The following is a 19,211-nucleotide window of genomic DNA, read 5'->3' as shown; positions in this document are numbered from 1 at the left end:
CACAGGTGGGGCGGCCCCGCGAGGGGGGCGGGGCCGCCCCACCTGTGGAGAGGGCCGGTCCGCGGTCAGCCGGGACGGCCGGCGCCGACCCGGCCCTGGAGCAGCAGGGACAGCGCCCCGTGCACGTCCTCGATCGAGCGCTCCGGCTGGAACGCCTTCCAGTCGAGTGCGGCCACCAGCACCATCCCGACCAGCGCGGCGGCGGTGAGCTGGACGTCGATCTCCTCGCTCAGCTCCCCTTCCGCGACGCCGGCCCGCAGCACGCCCTCCACCACCGCGACCGCTTCCTTGCGCACCATCAGCAGGGTGTCGTTCCAGGCCCGGCCGGTGCGCCACAGCTCGGCGACGTAGAGCTGGGTGAAGGCGGGGTAGTGGTCGATGAACTCCAGTCCGGCGCGGACCATCGTGTCGAGCGCGTCCACCCGGCTGCCGCCCCGGCCGTCGGTCTCCTCCGCGGCCTTGCGCAGATCGGCGGTGAGCAGCTCCACGCCGTGCCGCAGCAGCTCCTCGAACAGCTCGGTCTTGCTGGTGAAGTTGTAGTAGACCGTGCCCTTGGCCACCCCGGCCCGTTCGGCGATCTCCTCCACGGTCGTGGACGAGAACCCCTGCTCGGCGATGAGGGTGACCGCCGCATGGAAGAGCTTGTCCCTGGTGGCACTGCGGCTGCGGGAAGTGGAAGGGCTGGTCCGGGCGCTTGTCATGCGGCCATTCTCCTCTCGCGGGCGTCCGGGCCTCACAGCGAGATCTCCGGACGCAGCCGGTCCAGCGTCCACACCTGCTTGCGGCGCGCGGTGACCGCCGTGAGCGCCAGGGCGCCCGCGGTGAAGGCCAGCAGGACCAGGCAGGCCCGCTGCACCGGCCACAGTTCGCCGCCTGTGATCAGGTGCCGCAGCCCCTCCACGACGTAGCTCATCGGCAGCAGCGGGTGGAGCACGTTGAAGAAGTGCGGGCTCGTCTGGATCGGGTAGGTGCCCCCGGCCGAGGTCAGCTGGAGCATCAGCATCGCCAGGACGAGGATCCGGCCCGCGGGCCCGAAGCGCGCGTTGAGGAACTGGACGACGGCCGTGAAGCACGCCGTCACCAGCATCAGGAAGCCCACCGTGGCCAGGCCGCGGGCCATCTGCAGTCCCAGTCCCCAGTGCAGCACGCTCATCAGCGCGGCCACCTGGGCGACTCCGATCGTGGCCACCGGCAGCCAGCCCGCCAGCGCGATCCGCCAGGCCGGGGCGCCCGCGGCCAGCGCGCGCCGGTTCAATGGCTGGAGCAGCATGTAGGCGATCATCGCGCCCACCCAGAGCGAGAGCGGGATGAAGTAGGGCGCGAAGCCGGTGCCGTAGTTGGGTGCCGCGTGCGCCTTGTGCGAGGCGAGGCCGACGGGGTCGGCCATCACTCCGGTGCGGTCCTCGCGCTCCTTCTTGCCGTAGTCCGGGATCTTCTCGGCGCCGTCGTGCAGGCCGCCGGCCAGTTCCTCGGAGCCGTCGGCCAGCTTGAACAGGCCGCCGTCGAGGGAGGCGGCGCCGTCGGAGAGTTTGCCCAGTCCGCTGTCGAGCGAGGCGGCGCCGCTCTTGGCGGTGCCCAGTCCGGTGTGCAGCTTCCCGGCGCCCTTGGCGACCTTGTGGGCGCCGCTGTTGAGCTCGTTGATCTGCCGCACCGCGTCGGCCACGTCCTGGTCCAGGTGCGGGGCCCGGTCGGCGACGGCGTCCGCGGCGCGGTTGAGGTCGTCGAGGTGGCGGCCGAGTTCGTCGAGGTTCTGCTCGTTCTTGACGTACCCGTTGACCTTCGCGGCGACCTTCGCCGAACGTTCGGCGGCGGCCACGGCCTTCTTCAGCTCCGAGCAGGAGTCGGGGGCCAGGCCGGGGGCCCGGGTGGCGGACGGGGCGGGCCGCCCGGTCGCGGAGGCCCCGCCGCCGGACTGCGGCGTACCGCCGTCGGCGCCTTCGCCGCCGGTGTTCCCGCCGCTTTCGGGGAGCGCCCCGGACGGGGAAGGCGCGGGTGTCCCCGGGGCGCCCTTGCCGCAGCGTGCTTCGTGGAGCGTGGAGAGCGCGTCGGCGGCCTTGCGGGTGTCGGTCTGCGCACGCCGCGCCTCGCCGGGCAGCTTGCCGAGGTTCTTCTTGAGCGTCTTGCTCGTCCGGGCCACCTGCCGCGCCGCCTTGCCGACGTCGCCGCTGTGCGCCCGCAGGAACGGACGGACCTTCTCGGCTTCGCCGTTGACCTTGTCGGCGAGCTTCTGGGTGCCCTCGGCGACCCGGTCCGCGCCCTTCTCCAGGGAACCGGCCCCCTTGTGCAGGTCGGCCGTGCCGTTCTTGAGGCGGCCGCTGCCCTCCTCTGCGTCACCGAGTCCGTTCTTGAGCCTGCCCGCGCCCTTCTTCGCCTTGCCGATGCCGTCGCCCAGGTCATCCGCGCCCTCTGCGGCCTCGGTGGTCTTGCTGTGCAGCGTGGAGAAGGAGACGTAGATCTTGTCGAAGAAGCCGCGCGAGACCTTGCTGGAGGCGCTCGAGCGGACCTCGGAGAAGACGGTGCGGGAGATCTGCCCGACGATGTAGTTGTTCGCGTCGTTGGTGCGCACCTTGAGCGCACCCGTCTCGGGGGAGTCGCCCGAGCTGGAGGAGACCCGCTTGCTGAAGTCGGCGGGTATCGTCAGCGACAGGTAGTACCGCCCGTCCTCGACCCCCTTGCGGGCGTCGGCCGCGCTGGTCTCCTGCCAGTCGAACGAGTCGCTGTCGTGCAGCCCCTTGACGATGTCGGCGCCCGCGTCGACCTTCTCCCCCTGCACGGTGGCGCCCCGGTCCTCGTTCACCAGTGCCACCGGTACCCGGTCCAGCCGCTCGTAGGGGTTCCAGAACGACCACAGGTACAGGGCTCCGTACAGCAGCGGAAGCAGCAGCATCGCGGCCATCGCCGCCCGCGGCAGCCGTCCCCTGCCGAACCGCTTGAGCTCAAGCGCGGCTAGCCTCGGCGAGCGCATCCTCCGCCCCCTCCTTCTCGTCCGTCTCGTCGTCCTCGTGCGCGTCGCCGGAGGGTGCGGTGCTGTCCGGTCCCGCCTGCGTGCCGCCCGGGCGCGCCGCACCGGTACGGACCACCACGGCCCCCTCGGGCGGCGGTTCGCTGCACACCGCCAGCACCGTGGTGCCGCCGTCGGCCACCGCGCGCAACAGCTCCCAGGCCGCCGCGCGTTCGGTCTCGGACAGCTTCAGATCCACGTCGTCGACGGCCACCAGCCGGGGCTCGCCCAGCAGCGCCAGCGCCATCGAGACCCGTAGCTCCTCCAGCCGCCCCAGGTCCCGTACGGCCGTGCGCCCGCCCCTGGGCAGCGCGTCCAGGTCGAGGCCCGCGGCGTCCAGGGCCGCCTCCAGCCGCTCCCGGCTCGCCGCGGCCCGCTCCCGGCGGGACCGCAGCAGCGCGCGGAGCGGACTGCCGAACCGACGCTGGAGCAGCACGCGCTCGCGGAGCTGCTCGGTGACGGTCAGCGCGGGGTCCAGGTCGTTGACGCCGGGTACCGGGCCCAGCGCGGTGATCCGGCGGACGGCGGCGAGCCGTTTGGGCAGCGGGTGCCCGGCCACCTCGGCGTGTCCGCTGCCGGCCTTCATCCGGCCGGTCAGCGCCAGCAGCAGGCAGGTGCGGCCGGAGCCGGACGGCCCGGTCACCGCGATCAGCGAGCCCGCTCCGGCGGTGAACCCCACCCTGTCGAAGACGGGGCCGCGCGGCCCCGTCAGCCCGAAGTCCGCCGCCGAGACGGCGGCTCCTCGCCCGTGTGCCACGGCCCCTCCCGCTGTGTGTCGCGTCCCGCTGGGTGTCGCTGCGCCGACGGGCGCGCCGTGCCCGGCCCCCGCGCCGGGCACGGCAACTTTTGAACTGACTGGTCAGTTCAAAGTATGCAGCAGACCGGGCCCGGTGCGCCAATCCGGCGGCCCCGCCGGCGACGGATCCCCGGCGGTTCGCCGCTCAGCGCGGTGTATGCGCAGGTCAGGGCCGATTGTCAGTGGCATGCGCCACGATGTGCCCATACGACCGGTTCCCGAACCGGTATCAGCCGACGGGAGGTTGATCCACGTGAAGCGTCCGTCCCGGGGAGCACGCCCGGTGCCCCCGCAGTCGACAGCGCCGCCCGCCAGCCACCCCCACGACATCCACCCCGTGCTCCGCAGGGCCACCGCCCCGCCCGCCGCACGCGACCTGCTCGCGCAGGCCCGGCACGGGCTCGACGAAGCGGCCGCACTGCAGCAGGCCAACGAGCGGTACGCCACCGCACACCTCGCCGCACTGCGCACGGCCGCCGCCGTCCTCGCCGTACGCGGCACCGCCGACCCGGCCCCCGCCCGCCGCCGGGGCGGCGCCCCGCGCAGGCCGCGCCGCCCCGCCATCCGCAGCGCCTGGGAGGTGCTGCCCGAAGTCGCACCCGAACTGGCCGAGTGGGCGGCGCTCTTCGCCTCCGGCGCCGAGCGGCGGGCGCGGGCCGAGGCGGGGATAGCCGGAGCCGCCGACCCGCGCGACGCCGACGACCTGATCCACTACGCCGGGATGTTCCTCCGGCTCGTCGAGCGGATGCTCCTCACCCAGCCGGCGCTGCCGCAGCCCCGCACGGCCGAGGGGGACGAGTATCCCGCCCGCTCCCGGGACCGGCGGGCGGGGTGAGGAGCCGTGGCGGCCAGGGCCCCGCCGGGCGGATCAGCGGGCGGCGGAGGCAATAGGGTGGGATCCGCCCGTCCCTGAGCCGAGGAGCAACCGCATGTCCCGCCCCAGCGCAACCCTCCGGACCGCCGTGGTCTGGGACGTCCTCAGGGGAGCCCTCGACCAGCGCGCCGAACTGGCGGACCACACCGAACTGGAGGTCCTCGACACCGGCGGCGGTACCGGCAACTTCGCGGTGCCCGTCGCCCGGCTCGGGCACCACGTCACCGTCGTCGACCCCAGCCCCGACGCGCTCTTCGCGCTGGAGCGGCGTGCCGCCGAAGCCGGGGTCGCCGACCGGGTGCGCGGCGTCCAGGGCGATGTGCGCGGACTCTTCGAGGTCGCCGAGCGGGGCGCGTACGACGTGGTGTGCTGCCACGGCGTCCTGGAGTACGTCGACGATCCGGTCGAGGGCCTCGGCAACGCCGTCGCCGCACTGCGCGAGGAGGGCGGCACGCTGAGTGTGCTCGCCTCCGGGCTGGGCGGAGCCGTCCTGGCGCGGGCGCTGGCCGGGCACTTCACCGAGGCCCGGCACGCCCTCACCTCGCCCGGTGGGCGATGGGGCGAGAGCGACCCCATGCCCCGCCGCTTCACTCCGGAGCAGCTGACGGCGCTGGTGACCAGCACCGGGCTCGAGGTGATCTCCGTGCACGGCGTGCGGGTCTTCGCCGATCTGGTGCCCGGCGCGCTGGTGGACACCGAGCCGGACGCGCTGGACGCGCTGGCCCGGCTGGAGGCGGCCGCCGCCGAGCTGCCCGACTTCCAGTCCGTGGCGAGCCAGCTCCATGTGCTCGCCGAGATCCCGCCCCGCGGGGTGCGACCCGCCGACCGCTGATGCCGCACCCGCCGTCCGGCGGGGGTCTGCTCGCACGACCGCCCGATCAACCGCTGCGCGCCGTATGATCGAAGCACACCGTCCGGCATGGCGGAAAGGTGGTGCGGGAATGAACGGAGCACACCGTGGGCACCCCGTCCGTCATATCGGGTGTGGTGGGAGGAATTGGCGTAGAGGGGCGGGTTTCACGGGGGCGATTCCCTGCCTATCCTGAAAGAGTCGCATCCGGTCGCCCCCGCGACCGACGAGTAGGAGGACTCCGTGCCGCTCTCTGAGCACGAGCAGCGGATGCTCGAGCAGATGGAGCGAGCGCTGTACGCCGAAGATCCCAAGTTCGCAACAGCGCTCGAGGGAAGTGAGCTGCGTCGGTACACCCGAAAGCGGGTCTACCAAGCGGTGGCGGGCTTTCTGGTGGGTATCGCGCTCCTCATGGCCGGAATGGTCGCTCAGCAGATCTGGATCAGCGTCGTCGGCTTCCTGGTCATGCTGGGCTGTGCGGTCCTCGCCGTGACCGGGTGGCGGAAGGCGCCCAAGCAGGGTGAGGAGCAGGCCGCGGGCCAGGGCGGGTCCGCGCAGGACTCGGGTTCGGCGCGTCGCCAGCAGCCACGGAACCGCAGGTCGGTGATGTCCCGTATCGAGGAGCGGTGGCAGCGCCGCCGCGACGAGGGCCACCACTGACGGCAGGGTCACCACCCGTTCCGCATACTTTCGCCCTTCCTCGCAACGTCACGCGGCGGCGTGACGCGGCCCGGCCATCCGGCCGCTCGTGCCCCGCGGTGCCCCCGCCGTGTGGCGACGGCCCCTCCGGCGACGAGGCACAGTCCTCCGAAAGCAGATTCTCCGGCGGTGCGGGAACCCTCGCGGGGTTCCCGCACCGCCGCACGCATTCCCGCGGGATGCCGTCCCGCCCACCGGGTCCGGGCGTACGGCCGTGCGGCCCCGGACACCCGACCGGAGCGAGCCCGGGAGCCGGTGCCGCGCTGCCCGGCGTCGACTACTCGGCCGGGCGGGGGCCGCGCACCGCGCGGGTCCAGCGGGCCCGCAGCGTCCGCCCGCGGTGGCCGGCGGCCCGCAGCAGCCGCCCGGTGGACGGGGGCAGCAGCAGGGCCCGGACCCGCAGGGTGCGGGGCGCGGCGGCGCGCAGCCCGGCCCGGACGCGCTGCACGTCGCGGGTGATCCCAGGAGCCGGCCGCGGCTCGGGTGCGTACAGCACCTGTTCGACCGCGAGTGCGATCCGCTGCACCGCCTCGGCCTCGGGGGGCTGGAGCTCCCCCACCCGGGTCAGCCGTTCGGCGGCCGTGCGCGGGGTGGCCGAGTCCTCCGGCACGATCCCGTAGTCCCAGCCGGTGTCCAGGAGTTCCTGCCAGGCGGCGAGCACTCCCTCGGCCCCTTCCGGACCGGTACCCCCGGGGCGGGTCCGCAGCCGCCGGGAGCGTCTCCTCATCCGCAGCAGCATCGGCAGCAGCAACAGCGCCAGCAGGAGCAGTGCCGCACCGCCGACACCGGCGACGGCGGCCGCGGACGGCCCCTCCTGGGAGCCGCCGGAGCCGGGCAGCGGAGCCGCCAGCCCGCACTCGGGGTCGGAGCGCTTCTGCTGGGCGGTGCACTCCTGGGACGGCGACGGGGCGACCGTGGGCTCGTCGTTCCCGTTGCGGTCGGGCAGCACCTCGCCGGAGTCGCGGTCGGGATCCGGTGCGTCCGGCCGGGCGTAGGGCGGGGTGCTGCCGCGGGTGGGAGTGGGCTCGAAGCGGGTCCAGCCCACACCTTCGAAGTACAGCTCCGGCCAGGCGTGCGCGTCCTGGAAGCCGACCTCCATCGCGCCGTCGCCGCGCGCCGTGCCGGGAGTGAATCCGACCGCGACCCGGGCCGGGACGCCCAGGGTGCGGGCCATCGAGGCCATGGCGAAGGAGAAGTGGACGCAGAAGCCCTCCTTCTGCCGCAGGAAGTCGGCGATGGCGTTGACGCCGGTGCCCGCCTCCACCTCGGTGTCGTAGACGAAGCCGCCCTCGTCCGCGAACCAGTCCTGGAGCCGCACCGCGCGCTCGTAGTCGTTCGCCGCACCGCGGGTGACCTGGCGCGCGGTCCTGGAGACGACGTCCGGCAGCGTGCCGGGAACGGCGGTGTACTCGCGCTCCAGCGCGGGCGGCGGGTCGGGCGCGTTGCGCAGCTGCTCGGCGGTGGGCCGCACCCGGAGGCTCTCGACCGTGTAGCGCAGCCCGCGGGTGGTCTGCTTGTCGTAGCCGACCAGGGTGCGGCCCTCGGGCTCGAAGCGCCACTTGCCCTCCAGGCGCACCCGGTCGGCGGGGAAGGGCATGGGCAGCCAGTCCTGCGCGTAGGCGTCACTGGCCTGGATGGTGGTGCGCACCGGGCTGGTCCGCACCTGGGGTCCCAGTCCGCGCGGGGCGGGCAGCTGGTCCGGGATCTCGCCGATCCGCCGCTCGGAGGGCTTCCACTGGGCGCCGTCGAACCTGTCCAGCGCGACGATGCGCAGATAGAGCCCGCTGTCGCCCCCGTCCGTCCGGTAGACCAGCGCGGTGCGGTCCTGCGGCTGGTCGAGGCTGTTCTTGAGCGCGACCACCGGGTTCACCGCCGAGACCGTGCCGCCGCCCTGGCCGCGCCCTCCTCCGCCACCGGTGCCCACCTCGTCGAGCAGGCCGCCGCTGAGCGAGGGCAGCGCGGCGGGTACCAGCAGCGAGACGCCCAGGGCCAGCACCCCGATCCGGCGTCCGGTGCGGACGGGTGCCGCCGCGGGGCCGCCGACGCTGCCCGGCTGGTGCGGCGCCGCACCGGGCCGGCCGCGGTCGGCGAAGACCCGGCCCCACTGGGAGAGCCGCTCCCGCCCCTCGGCCAGCAGGAGCAGCAGATAGCCGCCCGCGGCGCACAGGAACCACAGCCAGCGTGCGCCGCCCTCGGAGAGCCCGGCGGCCACCGAGTACAGGGCGAGCAGCGGCAGCCCGGCCGGGGCTGCGCTCCGGTAGGTGACGGCCACCGTGTCCACCAGCAGGCCGATCAGCAGCACTCCGCCGATCAGCATCAGCCGTATGCCGTCGGTGAGCGGCGCGGGTATCGCATACCGGCCCACGTCCTGGACGCCCTGCTCGAACAGGGCGGCGAAGTGGGTGAAGACCCCGGGTACCGGCAGGAATCCGGCCGGTGCGGCGGAGCGTGCGAAGACGACGGTGAGCAGCAGCAGCGAGGTGAGCGCCTGTGCCAGCACGGTCAGCGGGCGGGCCAGCGGTATCCGCCGCGCGGCGGCGCCCACTCCGGCCTGCACTCCGATCAGCACCGCCGCCTGGATCAGCCAGGCCGCCGGTTCGACCAGCGGCAGCAGTGCGCAGGCCGCGGCCAGCGTCGCCAGCGCGGCGCAGAAGGCGAGCCGCCCCCGTCCGCTCATCGTTCCGCTCCCTTCGCGCTCGCGTGCTCGGCTTCCTGCCACAGCGCGGCCAGCGGCGTTCCGGGCCCGCCGGTCAGCGCCGTCCACCCCGCCTCGTGCAGGACGCGCAGCGCGGGCCCGGTCCCGGGCGGCTCGGCGGCGTCCGCCGCCGGTTGCCCGGCGCCGCCTTGCGGGCGCCCGGCGGGAGTGGCCACGAAGGCCACCGCGCGGCCCGAGCGCTGCCGCAGGCGGCCGACGGTGAGTGCCTGCTCCTCGTCCAGCGCTCCCAGGAACGCGATCAGCAGCCCGGGCTGCCCCGCGTCTCCGCCGCGCAGCGCGTCATAGGCTCCGGCCAGCCCCTGCTCGTTCGAGTGTTCGACGAGGGCGAGGGTGTCGAGCAACAGCCCGGCCGCGTCCGGGTTCTCGGCGAGGAAGCCGCCGTTCTCCGGCCCGGGTGCGGCGGCTCCGGTGTCGGTCAGCAGCCGGACCGAGCAGCCGCGCTCCAGCAGGTGCACGCACACCGAAGCGGCGCCCGCGACCGCCCACTCGAACGGGGAGTCGGGCCCCGAGCCGGGGTAGCCGGCCCGGCGGGTGTCCAGCAGGACGGTGCAGCGGGCCTGCTGCGGCTGCTCCTCGCGGCGCACCATCAGTTCGCCGTAGCGTGCCGTCGAACGCCAGTGCACCCGGCGCAGGTCGTCGCCGTGCCGGTAGCCGCGCGGGATCACGTCGTCGTCCCCGGCCAGGGCGAGCGCGCGCTGCCGGCCCTCCCCGTAGCCGCCGGTCCGTCCGGCCGACCGGGTCGGCGGCAGCGCCTCGACGGGCGGTACGACGGTGAGGGTGTCCCAGGTGCTGAACGAGCGCGTCAGCTCGCACATCCCGAACGGGTCCGTCAGCCGCAGTTGGAGCGGGCCCAGCGGATAGCGTCCACGCAGGTCGGAGCGGACCCGGTAGGAGACCTCGCGGCGACCGCCCGGCTCCACCCGGTCCAGGACGAACCGGGGCCGCGGCCCCAGCACGTAGGGCACCCGGTCCTGCAGCATCAGCAACCCGGTGGGCAGCCGCGAGACGTTGTCCACCCGCAGGTGCACCCGGGCCTCCGAGCGCGCCGGCACCCGCGAGGGCGACAGCCTGCGGTAGCCCGCCACACGGTAGCGGGTGCGGTGCAGCACCAGCACGCACACCAGGGGCAGCGCCCCCAGCAGCACCCCCACCCGCAGCAGTTCGTCCTGGCCCAGCAGATACGCGCACAGCACCGCCGCCAGCCCGGCCGCCAGGAAGGAGCGGCCGCGGGTGGTCAGACCGCCGAACGCGCGGCGCAGCGAGCCGCTCCGCTCCTCCGGGCCGGATCCGTCACCGCGCTCCGCCGCGCCGGGGGCCGGGCCGGAGGCGGACGGGGCCCCCGGGGCCGCTCCGTGGGCCATCAGTAGCCCCGGGGCTGCCCGGTCTGCGGCCGGTTCAGGGGGGCCTGCTGTCCGGCAGCCGGCGGCGGCCCGTAGGGAGGCGGACCGGGCGGTGCCGTTCTGGGTGCGGCGGGGCCGGGCCCGACGGCGGGCACCGGCACCTGCTGCACGATCTCGGCCACCACCTGTTCGGCGGTGCGGCGGTTCAACTGGGCCTGCGCGGTGGGCAGCAGCCGGTGCGCCAGGACGGGGACCGCCAGCGACTGCACGTCGTCGGGGAGCGCGAACTCGCGCCCGCCGAGCGCGGCCGACGCCTTGGCGGCCCGCAGCAGGTGCAGCGTCGCGCGGGGCGAGGCGCCCAGCCGCAGCTCGGAGTGGGAGCGGGTGGCGGCCACCAGCTCGACCGCGTACCGCCGCACCGCGTCCGAGACGTGCACGCCGCGCACCATTCCGATCAGCTTGGCGATGTCGTGCGCGTGCGCCACCGGCTGGAGGTCGTCCAGCGGGGAGGCGCCGCCGTGCACGTCGAGCATCTCCAGCTCGGCCGCGGGGCTCGGGTAGCCGATGGAGACGCGGACCATGAACCGGTCGCGCTGCGCCTCGGGCAGCGGGTAGGTGCCCTCCATCTCCACCGGGTTCTGGGTGGCGACCACCATGAACGGGTCGGGCAGCTCGTAGGTCTGCCCGTCGATGGTGACCTGGCGCTCCTCCATCGACTCCAGCAGCGCCGACTGGGTCTTGGGGGAGGCGCGGTTGATCTCGTCGCCGATCACGATCTGCGCGAAGATCGCTCCGGGCTTGAACTCGAAGTCCTTGCGCTGCTGGTCGTAGACGCTGACCCCGGTGATGTCGGAGGGCAGCAGGTCGGGGGTGAACTGGATCCGCCGCACCGAGCAGTCGACCGTCCTGGCCAGCGCCTTGGCGAGCATCGTCTTGCCGACGCCCGGCACGTCCTCGATCAGCAGGTGGCCCTCGGCCAGCAGTACCGTGAGCGAGAGCCGGACGACGTCGGGCTTCCCCTCGATCACCGATTCGACACTGCGGCGCACCTCGCCCGCCGTGGCGCTCAGTTCGCTCAGGTCCGCCCGCTCGTCATAGGTCGTCACCGGCCCTCCTCGGCCCCATCCCCGTTGTACGTGCCCGCCGCGTCCGTTCCACCGGGCCCTGCAGTGTGCGTCGTTGCGTATTCTTCACGGCGACGGGCCCTCCCGTCACTCTCCCGGGTGGCTCCGGACCGCGGTCCCGCCGGGTCAGGCCGGGGCGATCTCGCGCAGCAGGCCCGTCGTGACGTCGAAGACGAAGCCGCGGACGTCGTCCCGGTGCAGCAGGAAGGGCGAGGTCCGTACCCGTTCGACGGACTGGCGCACGTCCTGGTCCAGATCCTTGAAGGACTCGACTGCCCAGGACGGCCGCTGGCCCACTTCCAGTTCCAGCTCGTGGCGGAAATCCTCGGTGAGGTTGAGCAGTCCGCAGTTGGTGTGGTGGATGAGGACCACGGAACGGGTGCCCAGGGCGCGCTGGCTGATGGTGAGGGAGCGGATGACGTCGTCGGTGACCACGCCGCCCGCGTTCCGGATGGTGTGGCAGTCGCCCAGCTTCAGCCCCAGTGCGCGGTGCAGGTCCAGGCGGGCGTCCATGCAGGCGACGACGGCGACCGAGCGGACCGGGCGGGCGTCCATGCCCGGGTCGGTGAAGCCGTCCGCGTACTGCTGGTTCGAGGTGACGAGATCGTCGGTCACGGACGGTGCGGACTGCGGGTCAGGTGTGGGTATCGACATGTGTACGACGTTAGACGTTCCCCGGGCGGACGGCCTGCCCGGAGAGTGGTGAAATCGGACGGCGCGCGTGGTTGTGAGGTAACCCACACGGCCTACTGTCGTCTCCTCCGTCCGGGTGCACACCGCAGTCCCGTGCCCGGGTGCCGCCGGCCGCGCACGCGGGTGTCACTCGTTGTCGGGACGCGCCTGGTCCCGTAGTTGACCGAGGGGACGAGTGGACTAAAGTGACGCGAAGTGGGAGGCGAACACTCTCCCCAAGGACCCCCGAATCCCCTCGCGTGCGCGGGCGCGCACGTGCGGCTCGGCCTCCTCCCGCTCCCGGCCTCCGGCGCCCGTTCGGCGCAGGTGGCCGCTCCCCTTCGAGCGGGCGGGGACCAAGGAGCATGTGCACGGTGCCCGCCAGATCTGAGAGGGCACAGTGACCACCAACGAGCGGCCCATCGGCGAACGCCACAATCCGGTGATGCTCCGGCGCACCCTGGACCTGCTCGCTCCCGCGCTGGCGGAGCCCGGCGCGACCGTCGTCGACTGCACCCTGGGCCTGGGCGGCCACAGCGAGGCGCTGCTGTCCACCTTCCCGGCGGCGCGCCTGATCGGCCTGGACCGGGACCCGGCGGCACTCGAACTCGCGGGCGAACGACTGGCCCCCTACGCCGACCGGGCCACGCTGGTGCACGCCGTCTACGACGAGCTGCCGCAGGTGCTCTCCCGGCTGGAGGTGCCGCGCGTCCAGGGGGTCCTGTTCGACCTGGGGGTCTCCTCGCTCCAGCTGGACGAGGCCGACCGGGGCTTCGCCTACGCCCAGGACGCGCCGCTGGACATGCGCATGGACCAGACGAGCGGGTCGAGCGCGGCCGAGGTGCTCAACACCTACCCGCCGGGCGACCTGGTGCGCATCCTGCGCTCCTACGGCGAGGAGAAGCAGGCCCGCCGGATCGTCGAGGCCATCGTGCGGGAGCGCGAGAAGGAGCCGTTCACCCGCAGCGGCCGGCTGGTCGAGGTGATCCGGGAGGCGCTGCCGCAGGCCGTCAAGCGCACCGGCGGCAATCCCGCCAAGCGGACCTTCCAGGCGCTGCGCATCGAGGTCAACGGGGAGCTGGCGGTGCTGGAGCGGGCCCTGCCCGCCGCGCTGGAGGCACTCGCGGTCGGCGGCCGGATGGTAGTCCTGGCCTACCACTCGCTGGAGGACCGGCTGGCCAAACAGCTGTTCGCCACGGGCTCCCGCAACACCGCGCCACCCGGGCTGCCCGTCGTGCCCGAGCAGTACCAGCCCCGGCTGCGGCTGCTGACCCGCGGCGCCGAACTGCCCACCGACGAGGAGATCGCCGAGAACCGGCGGGCGGCGCCGGCGCGACTGCGCGCCGCCCAGCGGATCAGGGAGGTGACATGACCGGCCGCCGCATCCGGGAGGGGACATGACAGCGCAGCAGCGCCTCGCGCGGCTGGCCCGGCTGGTCCCCGTCGGGGGCTCGCCGGCAGCCCGCGCCCCGTTCGTCCTGCTGATCGTCCTGCTGCTGGGCAGCGGCCTGCTGGCCCTGCTGCTGCTGAACGCCTCCCTGAACAAGGGCTCCTTCCAGCTCAGCAGACTGGAGAAGCAGACGGAGGAGCTGACCGACCAGCAGCAGGCCCTCCAGCAGGAGGTGGACGGCTACTCCGCGCCGGACCGGCTGGAGGAACGGGCCCGGGAGCAGGGCCTGGTCCCCGGCGACACTCCCGTCTTCCTGGACCCCGACGGCTCCGTGCGCGGCGATCCCCGCCCGGCACGCGGCGGGCAGGAGGACCCGTGAGCGAGCGCCCCCGCGAGCCGGACCGCGGCGCCCGCCGGAGCCCCCGGCCGACGTCCGGGCAGGACCGTGCCGCCGACCGGAACCGCACCCCGGACCGGAACCGGGCCGCGAAGCCGCGCCGGGTGCCCGGACCGGGCCGGCCGGCTCCGGCCGCGGCGTCCCGCGGCGCCCGGCCCCCCGCGGCGCGCCGGGGCGGCGGCAGCCGTCCCCCGCGGGGCGGCGGCGCGGCCCGGTTGCGGCTGGTGAACCCGCGGCCCCGGCTGCGGCTGGTCGCCGTGGGGCTGACGCTGGTCATGCTGGTCTTCACGGTGCGGCTGCTGCAGGTCCAGGCCGTGGACGCGAGCGCGTACGCGGACAAGGCCGCCGTCAACCGCTACATCACCGTCCCCCTCGCGGCGGAGCGGGGCACCATCAGCGCCCGGGACGGCTCCGCGCTGGCGAGCACCGTGGACGCCCACGACATCACCGCCGACCCGTATCTGTTCGGCCCGGAGCAGACGAAGATCGACGACGCCCCCGAGCGGGCCGCCGAACTGCTGGCGCCGCTGCTCCACAAGAAGCCCGCCGAACTGGCCGGGAAGCTCTCGCGCAAGGGCACCCGCTATGTGCTGCTCGCCCGGCAGCAGACCCCGCAGACCTGGCGCAAGATCAAGAAGCTCAAGGCCCGGCTCGCCGACGAGGCCGCGGCGGCGCCCGGCGGCGGGAAGCCCGACGTGCTGGCCGGGATCTACCAGGAGAAGCACGCCAAACGGGTCTACCCGAACAAGGAGCTGGCCGCCACCGTGCTCGGCTTCGTCAACTCCGCGGGCAAGGGCGGCGCCGGGCTGGAGGCGAAGCTGAACGGCACGCTGGCGGGGGAGGACGGCAAGGTCACCTACGCCCAGTCCGGTGGCCGCCAGGTACCCACCGCGGGCGTCCGCGAGCAGGCGGCCGAGCCGGGCGCCGACGTGGAGCTCACCCTGGACCGCGACATCCAGTGGTCCGCGCAGCAGGCCATCTCCGAGCAGGTGGCCGAGTCGCACGCCGACAGCGGCTACGTGGTCGTGCAGGACACCAGGACCGGCCAGTTGCTCGGCATGGCCAGCGCGCCGGGCTTCGACCCGAACGACATCCGCGGCGCGAAGGTCGACTCCTTCGGCAGCCCCGCGGTCCAGGACGCCTACGAGCCCGGCTCCACCAGCAAGGTGATGTCGATGGCCGCCGTCCTGGAGGAGGGCAAGGCCACGCCCCGGACGGCGGTCACGGTGCCCAACCGGCTCAAGCGGGCCGACCGCTCCTTCGCCGACGACATCGACCACGCCACCTGGCACCTGACCCTCAACGGCGTCCTGGCCAAATCCAGCAACATCGGCACCATCCTCGCCACCGAGCAGCTCGGCAGCACGCAGCAGCAGGCCAACAAGGTCCTGTACCGCTATCTGCGCAAGTTCGGCATCGGCCGGCCCACCGGGCTCGGCTTTCCCGGCGAGACCGACGGCCTGCTGGCCGAGCCCGGCAAGTGGAGCGCCTCCCAGCAGTACACGATCCCCTTCGGCCAGGGCCTGTCCCTGAACGCCGTGCAGGCCGCCTCCATCTACTCCACCATCGCCAACGGCGGGGAGCGGATCGCCCCCACGCTCGTCCGCGGCACCACCGGCCCGGACGGGCGCTTCCGGCCCGCCGACGCACCGGACAAGCGCCGGGTGATCAGCGAGAAGACGGCCAGGACCCTCGCCCGGATGCTGGAGTCCGTGGTCTCCGACATGGAGGGCACCGGAACCACCGCCAAGATTCCCGGCTACCGCGTCGCGGGGAAGACCGGTACGGCCAACCGGGTGGATCCCGAGACCGGCCGTTACCACGGCTACACCTCCTCCTTCGCCGGCTTCGCGCCGGCCGACAAGCCCCGGATCACCGTCTACTGCGCCGTCCAGAACCCCAAGAAGGGCAGCTACTTCGGCAGCGACGTGTGCGGTCCCGTATACAAGAAGGTCATGAAGTTCTCCCTCAAGACCCTGCAGATCCCTCCGACCGGGGCCAAGCCGGCGAAGCTGCCCGTGCTCGCCGGGAAGAGCCGGGACGACTGAACCATGCGCCACGTGAGAACGATCACTGAGAGCGAGTACAACCCCCCGGGGCCCGCATCGCCGCGCCCCTCGCTTCGCGGCGCGGGCTCCCCGCCCGGTACGCTCACCGCCGTGCCACAAGCTGATCAGACCTCCCCCGAGTCCTTCCCCGGGCCGCCCCGCCCCGCACGGGTCGCACCCGTTCCGCTCGCGGAGCTGGCCCGGCTGCTGGACGCCGACGCGTCCGCGCCCGGTTCCGGCGATGCGCCGCAAGGGGGCGGAGCGGCGGACGCCGGCGTGTCCGTCACCGGCATCACCCACGATTCGCGCGCCGTACGCCCCGGCGACATCTACGCCGCGCTGCCCGGCGCCCGGCTGCACGGCGCCGACTTCGTCGAGCAGGCCCAGAGCCTGGGCGCCGCCGCGGTGCTGACCGATCCCGGCGGCACGGCGCGGGCCGAGGCCACCGGGCTGCCGGTGCTGACGGTGCCCGACCCGCGCGGCCGGATGGGGGAGCTGGCCGCCACCATCTACGGCACTCCCGGCGACGATCTGCTCCAGATCGGCATCACCGGCACCTCCGGCAAGACGACGACCGCCTACCTGGTGGACGGCGGGCTGCGCAAGGCCGCCGAGAAGGGCGAGCCGCGCACCGCGGGCACGGTGGACGGAGGCGGGCTGACCGGGCTGATCGGCACCGTCGAGTCGCGGATCGGCGACGAACGGATCAAGTCGGAGCGCACCACGCCCGAAGCCACCGACCTGCAGGCGCTGTTCGGCGTGATGCGCGAGCGCGGGGTCGGCTCGGTGACGATGGAGGTCTCCAGCCACGCGCTGGTCCTCGGCCGGGTCGACGGCTGCGTCTTCGACGTCGCGGTGTTCAACAACCTCAGCCCCGAACACCTCGACTTCCACCCGGACATGGAGGACTACTTCCAGGCCAAGCGGCAGCTCTTCACCCCGGAGCGCTCACGGGCCGCGGTGGTCAACTTCGACGACGAGTACGGCTTCCGGCTGCTGACCGAACTGCGCGGCGAGGGCTTCCCCGTCACCACCTTCTCCGCCGAGGGCCACCCGGACGCGGACTGGCGGGCCCGGGACGTGGAGGTCGGCCCGCTCGGCTCGACGTTCACCGCGGTGGGGCCCGACGGACGGGAAGTACTGGCCTCCGCGCCGCTCGCGGGGCCCTTCAACGTGGCCAACGCGCTGGCCGCGCTCACCGCGCTGGTCGTCGCCGGGATCGACCCGAGCACGGCCGCCGAGGGCATCGGCACGGTCCCGGGAGTCCCCGGCCGGCTGCAGCGGGTGGACGCCGGGCAGGACTTTCTGGCCATCGTCGACTACGCACACAAGACGGACGCCGTGGAGTCGGTGCTCTACGCCGTCCGGAAGGTCACCGAGGGCGCCGTGCACGCCGTCCTGGGCTGCGGCGGCGACCGCGACCCGCACAAGCGGCCCGGCATGGGCGCGGCGCTCGCCCGGCTGTCCGACACGGCGGTGCTCACCTCCGACAACCCGCGCTCGGAGGATCCGCTCGCGATCCTGGCCACCATGCTCCGCGGCGCCTCCGAGGTGCCGGCCTACGAGCGCGGCACCGTGCTCCTGGAGGAGGACCGCGCCGCCGCGATCCGGGCCGCCGTCGGCCGGGCCGGGCCCGGCGACACCGTCCTCGTCCTGGGCAAGGGCCACGAGCAGGGCCAGGACATCGCCGGAGTGGTACGCCCCTTCGACGACGTCCAGGTGCTGCACGACGCCATTCGCGCCCGGGCGGCGGAGCAGGCAGCGGCCGCCCCGTCGGCACCGCCGTCCCCGTCCCCTGTGTCCGCCTCCGACCCCCTGTCTTCTTCGTCCCCTTCCGTCGAGCATCACCGGACAGACAACCAGAAGCGATGATCCCCCTCTCCCTCGCAGAGATCGCCGCCCTCACCGGCGGACGGCAGCACGACATGACGGACCCGGACGCGCGGATCACCGGGCCGGTGGTGATCGACTCCCGGGAAGCGGGCCCCGGCACGCTCTTCGCGGCGTTCGCCGGTGAGCGTGCCGACGGCCACGACTTCGCCGCCGGCGCGGTGGCCTCCGGCGCCGTCGCCGTGCTCGCCACCCGCCCGGTCGGTGTCCCGGCGGTCGTCGTCGACGACGTCACCCGCGCCCTGGGCGCGCTGGCCCGGCATGCCGTGCGGACGCTCGGCACCCAGGTCGTCGCGCTGACCGGGTCCAGCGGCAAGACCAGCACCAAGGACCTGATCGCCCAGTTGCTGGGGCGGCTGGGTCCCACGGTGTGGCCGGAAGGCTCGCAGAACAACGAGATCGGTCTGCCGCTGACGGCCCTGCGCGCCGACGCGACCACCCGGCACCTGGTGCTGGAGATGGGCGCCCGCGGCATCGGCCACATCCGCTATCTCACCGAGCTGACACCGCCGCGGATCGGGGTGGTGCTCAACGTCGGCACGGCCCACATCGGCGAGTTCGGCGGGCGGGAGCAGATCGCCCAGGCCAAGGGCGAACTGGTGGAGAACCTGCCCGCGGCCGAGGAGGGGGGAGTGGCGGTGCTCAACGCCGACGACCCCTTCGTGCGTGCCATGGCCGCGCGGACGAGCGCCCGGGTGCTGCTCTTCGGCGAGGCTCCGGAAGCGGACGTACGGGCCGAAAACGTGCGGTTGTCGGAACGCGGCACACCAGCTTTCACCCTTCACACACCTACCGGGTGCGGTGATGTGACCATGCGCCTGTACGGTGAGCACCACGTGTCGAACGCGCTCGCCGCGGCGGCCGTCGCCCACCAACTGGGCATGCCCGCTGGGGACATCGCCGATGCGCTCTCCTCCGCGGACACGCTCTCCCGTTGGCGGATGGAGGTCACCGAGCGCGCCGACGGCGTCACGGTCGTCAACGACGCCTACAACGCCAATCCCGACTCCATGAGGGCAGCGCTCCGCGCGCTCTCCGCCATGGGGGAGGCGGCGAAGGCCCGGGGGGGCCGGACCTGGGCGGTGCTGGGCGAGATGGCCGAGCTCGGTGACGACGCGCTCGCCGAGCACGACGCGATCGGACGGCTCGCCGTCCGGCTCAACGTCAGCAAACTCGTGGCAGTCGGAGGCCGGGAGGCCGCCTGGCTCGACATGGGTGCCAAGAACGAGGGTTCGTGGGGTGAGGAGTCGGTGCATGTGTCCGGCACTGAGGCGGCCGTCGGCCTGCTGCGCGGGGAACTGCGCGCGGGAGATGTCGTACTGGTGAAGGCCTCCCGGTCGGTGGGGCTGGAGAAGGTGGCCGCGGCTCTCCTCGCGGACGGGTCCAGGGAGGGTGAGGGCGCCGCCCGATGACG

Annotated in this window: 15 protein-coding genes; 8 read left to right on the top strand and 7 right to left on the bottom strand. The window is 73.8% G+C overall.

Annotated features, from left to right (window positions below; translation table 11 throughout):
* Positions 1 to 65: 65 nt before the first annotated feature.
* From ACFYMO_RS08270 to ACFYMO_RS08260, 3 genes are read right to left on the bottom strand one after another with little or no spacing between them, the layout of a single operon-like run.
* On the bottom strand, positions 66 to 701 hold the full coding sequence (locus ACFYMO_RS08270; RefSeq protein ID WP_366772317.1) for a TetR/AcrR family transcriptional regulator: 636 nt from the start codon (positions 699 to 701) through the stop codon (positions 66 to 68).
* Between the two features lie 32 nt (positions 702 to 733).
* Entirely contained in the window at positions 734 to 2,965 is a 2,232-nt protein-coding gene (locus tag ACFYMO_RS08265) for a YhgE/Pip domain-containing protein (RefSeq protein WP_366772318.1), read from the bottom strand.
* Positions 2,937 to 3,758, bottom strand: a complete 822-nt coding sequence (locus tag ACFYMO_RS08260; protein WP_366772319.1) for an ATP-binding cassette domain-containing protein — start codon at positions 3,756 to 3,758, stop codon at positions 2,937 to 2,939. The genes ACFYMO_RS08265 and ACFYMO_RS08260 overlap by 29 nt, the downstream gene beginning before the upstream one ends.
* Before the next feature lie 292 nt (positions 3,759 to 4,050).
* On the opposite strand from ACFYMO_RS08260, the gene ACFYMO_RS08255 reads away from it, so the two are divergent.
* The 3 genes from ACFYMO_RS08255 to ACFYMO_RS08245 all read left to right on the top strand — a co-directional run bounded on the left by ACFYMO_RS08255 (position 4,051) and on the right by ACFYMO_RS08245 (position 6,181).
* A complete protein-coding gene (locus ACFYMO_RS08255; protein WP_366772320.1) occupies positions 4,051 to 4,632 on the top strand; it encodes an SAV_6107 family HEPN domain-containing protein in 582 nt (193 codons plus the stop codon).
* Between the two features lie 94 nt (positions 4,633 to 4,726).
* Positions 4,727 to 5,503, top strand: coding sequence for a methyltransferase (locus ACFYMO_RS08250; protein WP_366772322.1), 777 nt, complete (start codon positions 4,727 to 4,729; stop codon positions 5,501 to 5,503).
* A 261-nt stretch (positions 5,504 to 5,764) separates the two neighbouring features.
* Positions 5,765 to 6,181 carry a DUF3040 domain-containing protein gene (locus ACFYMO_RS08245; RefSeq protein WP_366772323.1) on the top strand — a complete coding sequence of 139 codons (417 nt, stop codon included), beginning with the start codon at positions 5,765 to 5,767 and terminating at the stop codon, positions 6,179 to 6,181.
* 316 nt (positions 6,182 to 6,497) lie between these two features.
* On the opposite strand, the gene ACFYMO_RS08240 is transcribed toward ACFYMO_RS08245, so the two are convergent.
* The 4 genes from ACFYMO_RS08240 to ACFYMO_RS08225 form a co-directional block, all read right to left on the bottom strand.
* Entirely contained in the window at positions 6,498 to 8,897 is a 2,400-nt protein-coding gene (locus ACFYMO_RS08240; protein WP_366772324.1) for a DUF3488 and transglutaminase-like domain-containing protein, read from the bottom strand.
* Complete coding sequence (locus ACFYMO_RS08235; protein WP_366772325.1) at positions 8,894 to 10,297, bottom strand: DUF58 domain-containing protein; 1,404 nt, start codon at positions 10,295 to 10,297, stop codon at positions 8,894 to 8,896. Before ACFYMO_RS08235 ends, ACFYMO_RS08240 begins: the two co-directional genes overlap by 4 nt.
* A complete protein-coding gene (locus ACFYMO_RS08230) occupies positions 10,297 to 11,382 on the bottom strand; it encodes a MoxR family ATPase (protein ID WP_366772326.1) in 1,086 nt (361 codons plus the stop codon). Before ACFYMO_RS08230 ends, ACFYMO_RS08235 begins: the two co-directional genes overlap by 1 nt.
* Positions 11,383 to 11,526: 144 nt before the next feature.
* The gene (locus tag ACFYMO_RS08225) at positions 11,527 to 12,054 is read right to left on the bottom strand and encodes a beta-class carbonic anhydrase (protein ID WP_388545076.1); all 528 of its coding nucleotides are present in this window, start codon (positions 12,052 to 12,054) and stop codon (positions 11,527 to 11,529) included.
* Positions 12,055 to 12,472: 418 nt separating this feature from the next.
* On the opposite strand from ACFYMO_RS08225, the gene rsmH reads away from it, so the two are divergent.
* The 5 genes from rsmH to murF are packed head-to-tail and all read left to right on the top strand — an operon-like array spanning position 12,473 to position 19,209.
* Positions 12,473 to 13,444, top strand: coding sequence for a 16S rRNA (cytosine(1402)-N(4))-methyltransferase RsmH (rsmH, locus tag ACFYMO_RS08220; RefSeq protein WP_366772328.1), 972 nt, complete (start codon positions 12,473 to 12,475; stop codon positions 13,442 to 13,444).
* A gap of 25 nt (positions 13,445 to 13,469) precedes the next feature.
* A complete protein-coding gene (locus ACFYMO_RS08215; RefSeq protein ID WP_366772329.1) occupies positions 13,470 to 13,841 on the top strand; it encodes a septum formation initiator family protein in 372 nt (123 codons plus the stop codon).
* Positions 13,838 to 15,907: a peptidoglycan D,D-transpeptidase FtsI family protein gene (locus ACFYMO_RS08210; protein ID WP_388545074.1), complete on the top strand. Its 2,070-nt coding sequence runs from the start codon at positions 13,838 to 13,840 to the stop codon at positions 15,905 to 15,907. Before ACFYMO_RS08215 ends, ACFYMO_RS08210 begins: the two co-directional genes overlap by 4 nt.
* Before the next feature lie 3 nt (positions 15,908 to 15,910).
* Positions 15,911 to 17,779, top strand: a complete 1,869-nt coding sequence (locus ACFYMO_RS08205) for a UDP-N-acetylmuramoyl-L-alanyl-D-glutamate--2,6-diaminopimelate ligase (RefSeq protein WP_366772331.1) — start codon at positions 15,911 to 15,913, stop codon at positions 17,777 to 17,779.
* On the top strand, positions 17,776 to 19,209 hold the full coding sequence (gene murF, locus ACFYMO_RS08200) for a UDP-N-acetylmuramoyl-tripeptide--D-alanyl-D-alanine ligase (RefSeq protein WP_366772332.1): 1,434 nt from the start codon (positions 17,776 to 17,778) through the stop codon (positions 19,207 to 19,209). The genes ACFYMO_RS08205 and murF overlap by 4 nt, the downstream gene beginning before the upstream one ends.
* Positions 19,210 to 19,211: the final 2 nt, after the last annotated feature.

This window comes from Streptomyces sp. NPDC007025 (assembly GCF_042869455.1).
Taxonomy (GTDB): domain Bacteria; phylum Actinomycetota; class Actinomycetes; order Streptomycetales; family Streptomycetaceae; genus Streptomyces.
Note: the sequence above shows the minus strand (reverse complement) of the source record. Positions and strands in the feature narration are given on the sequence as shown.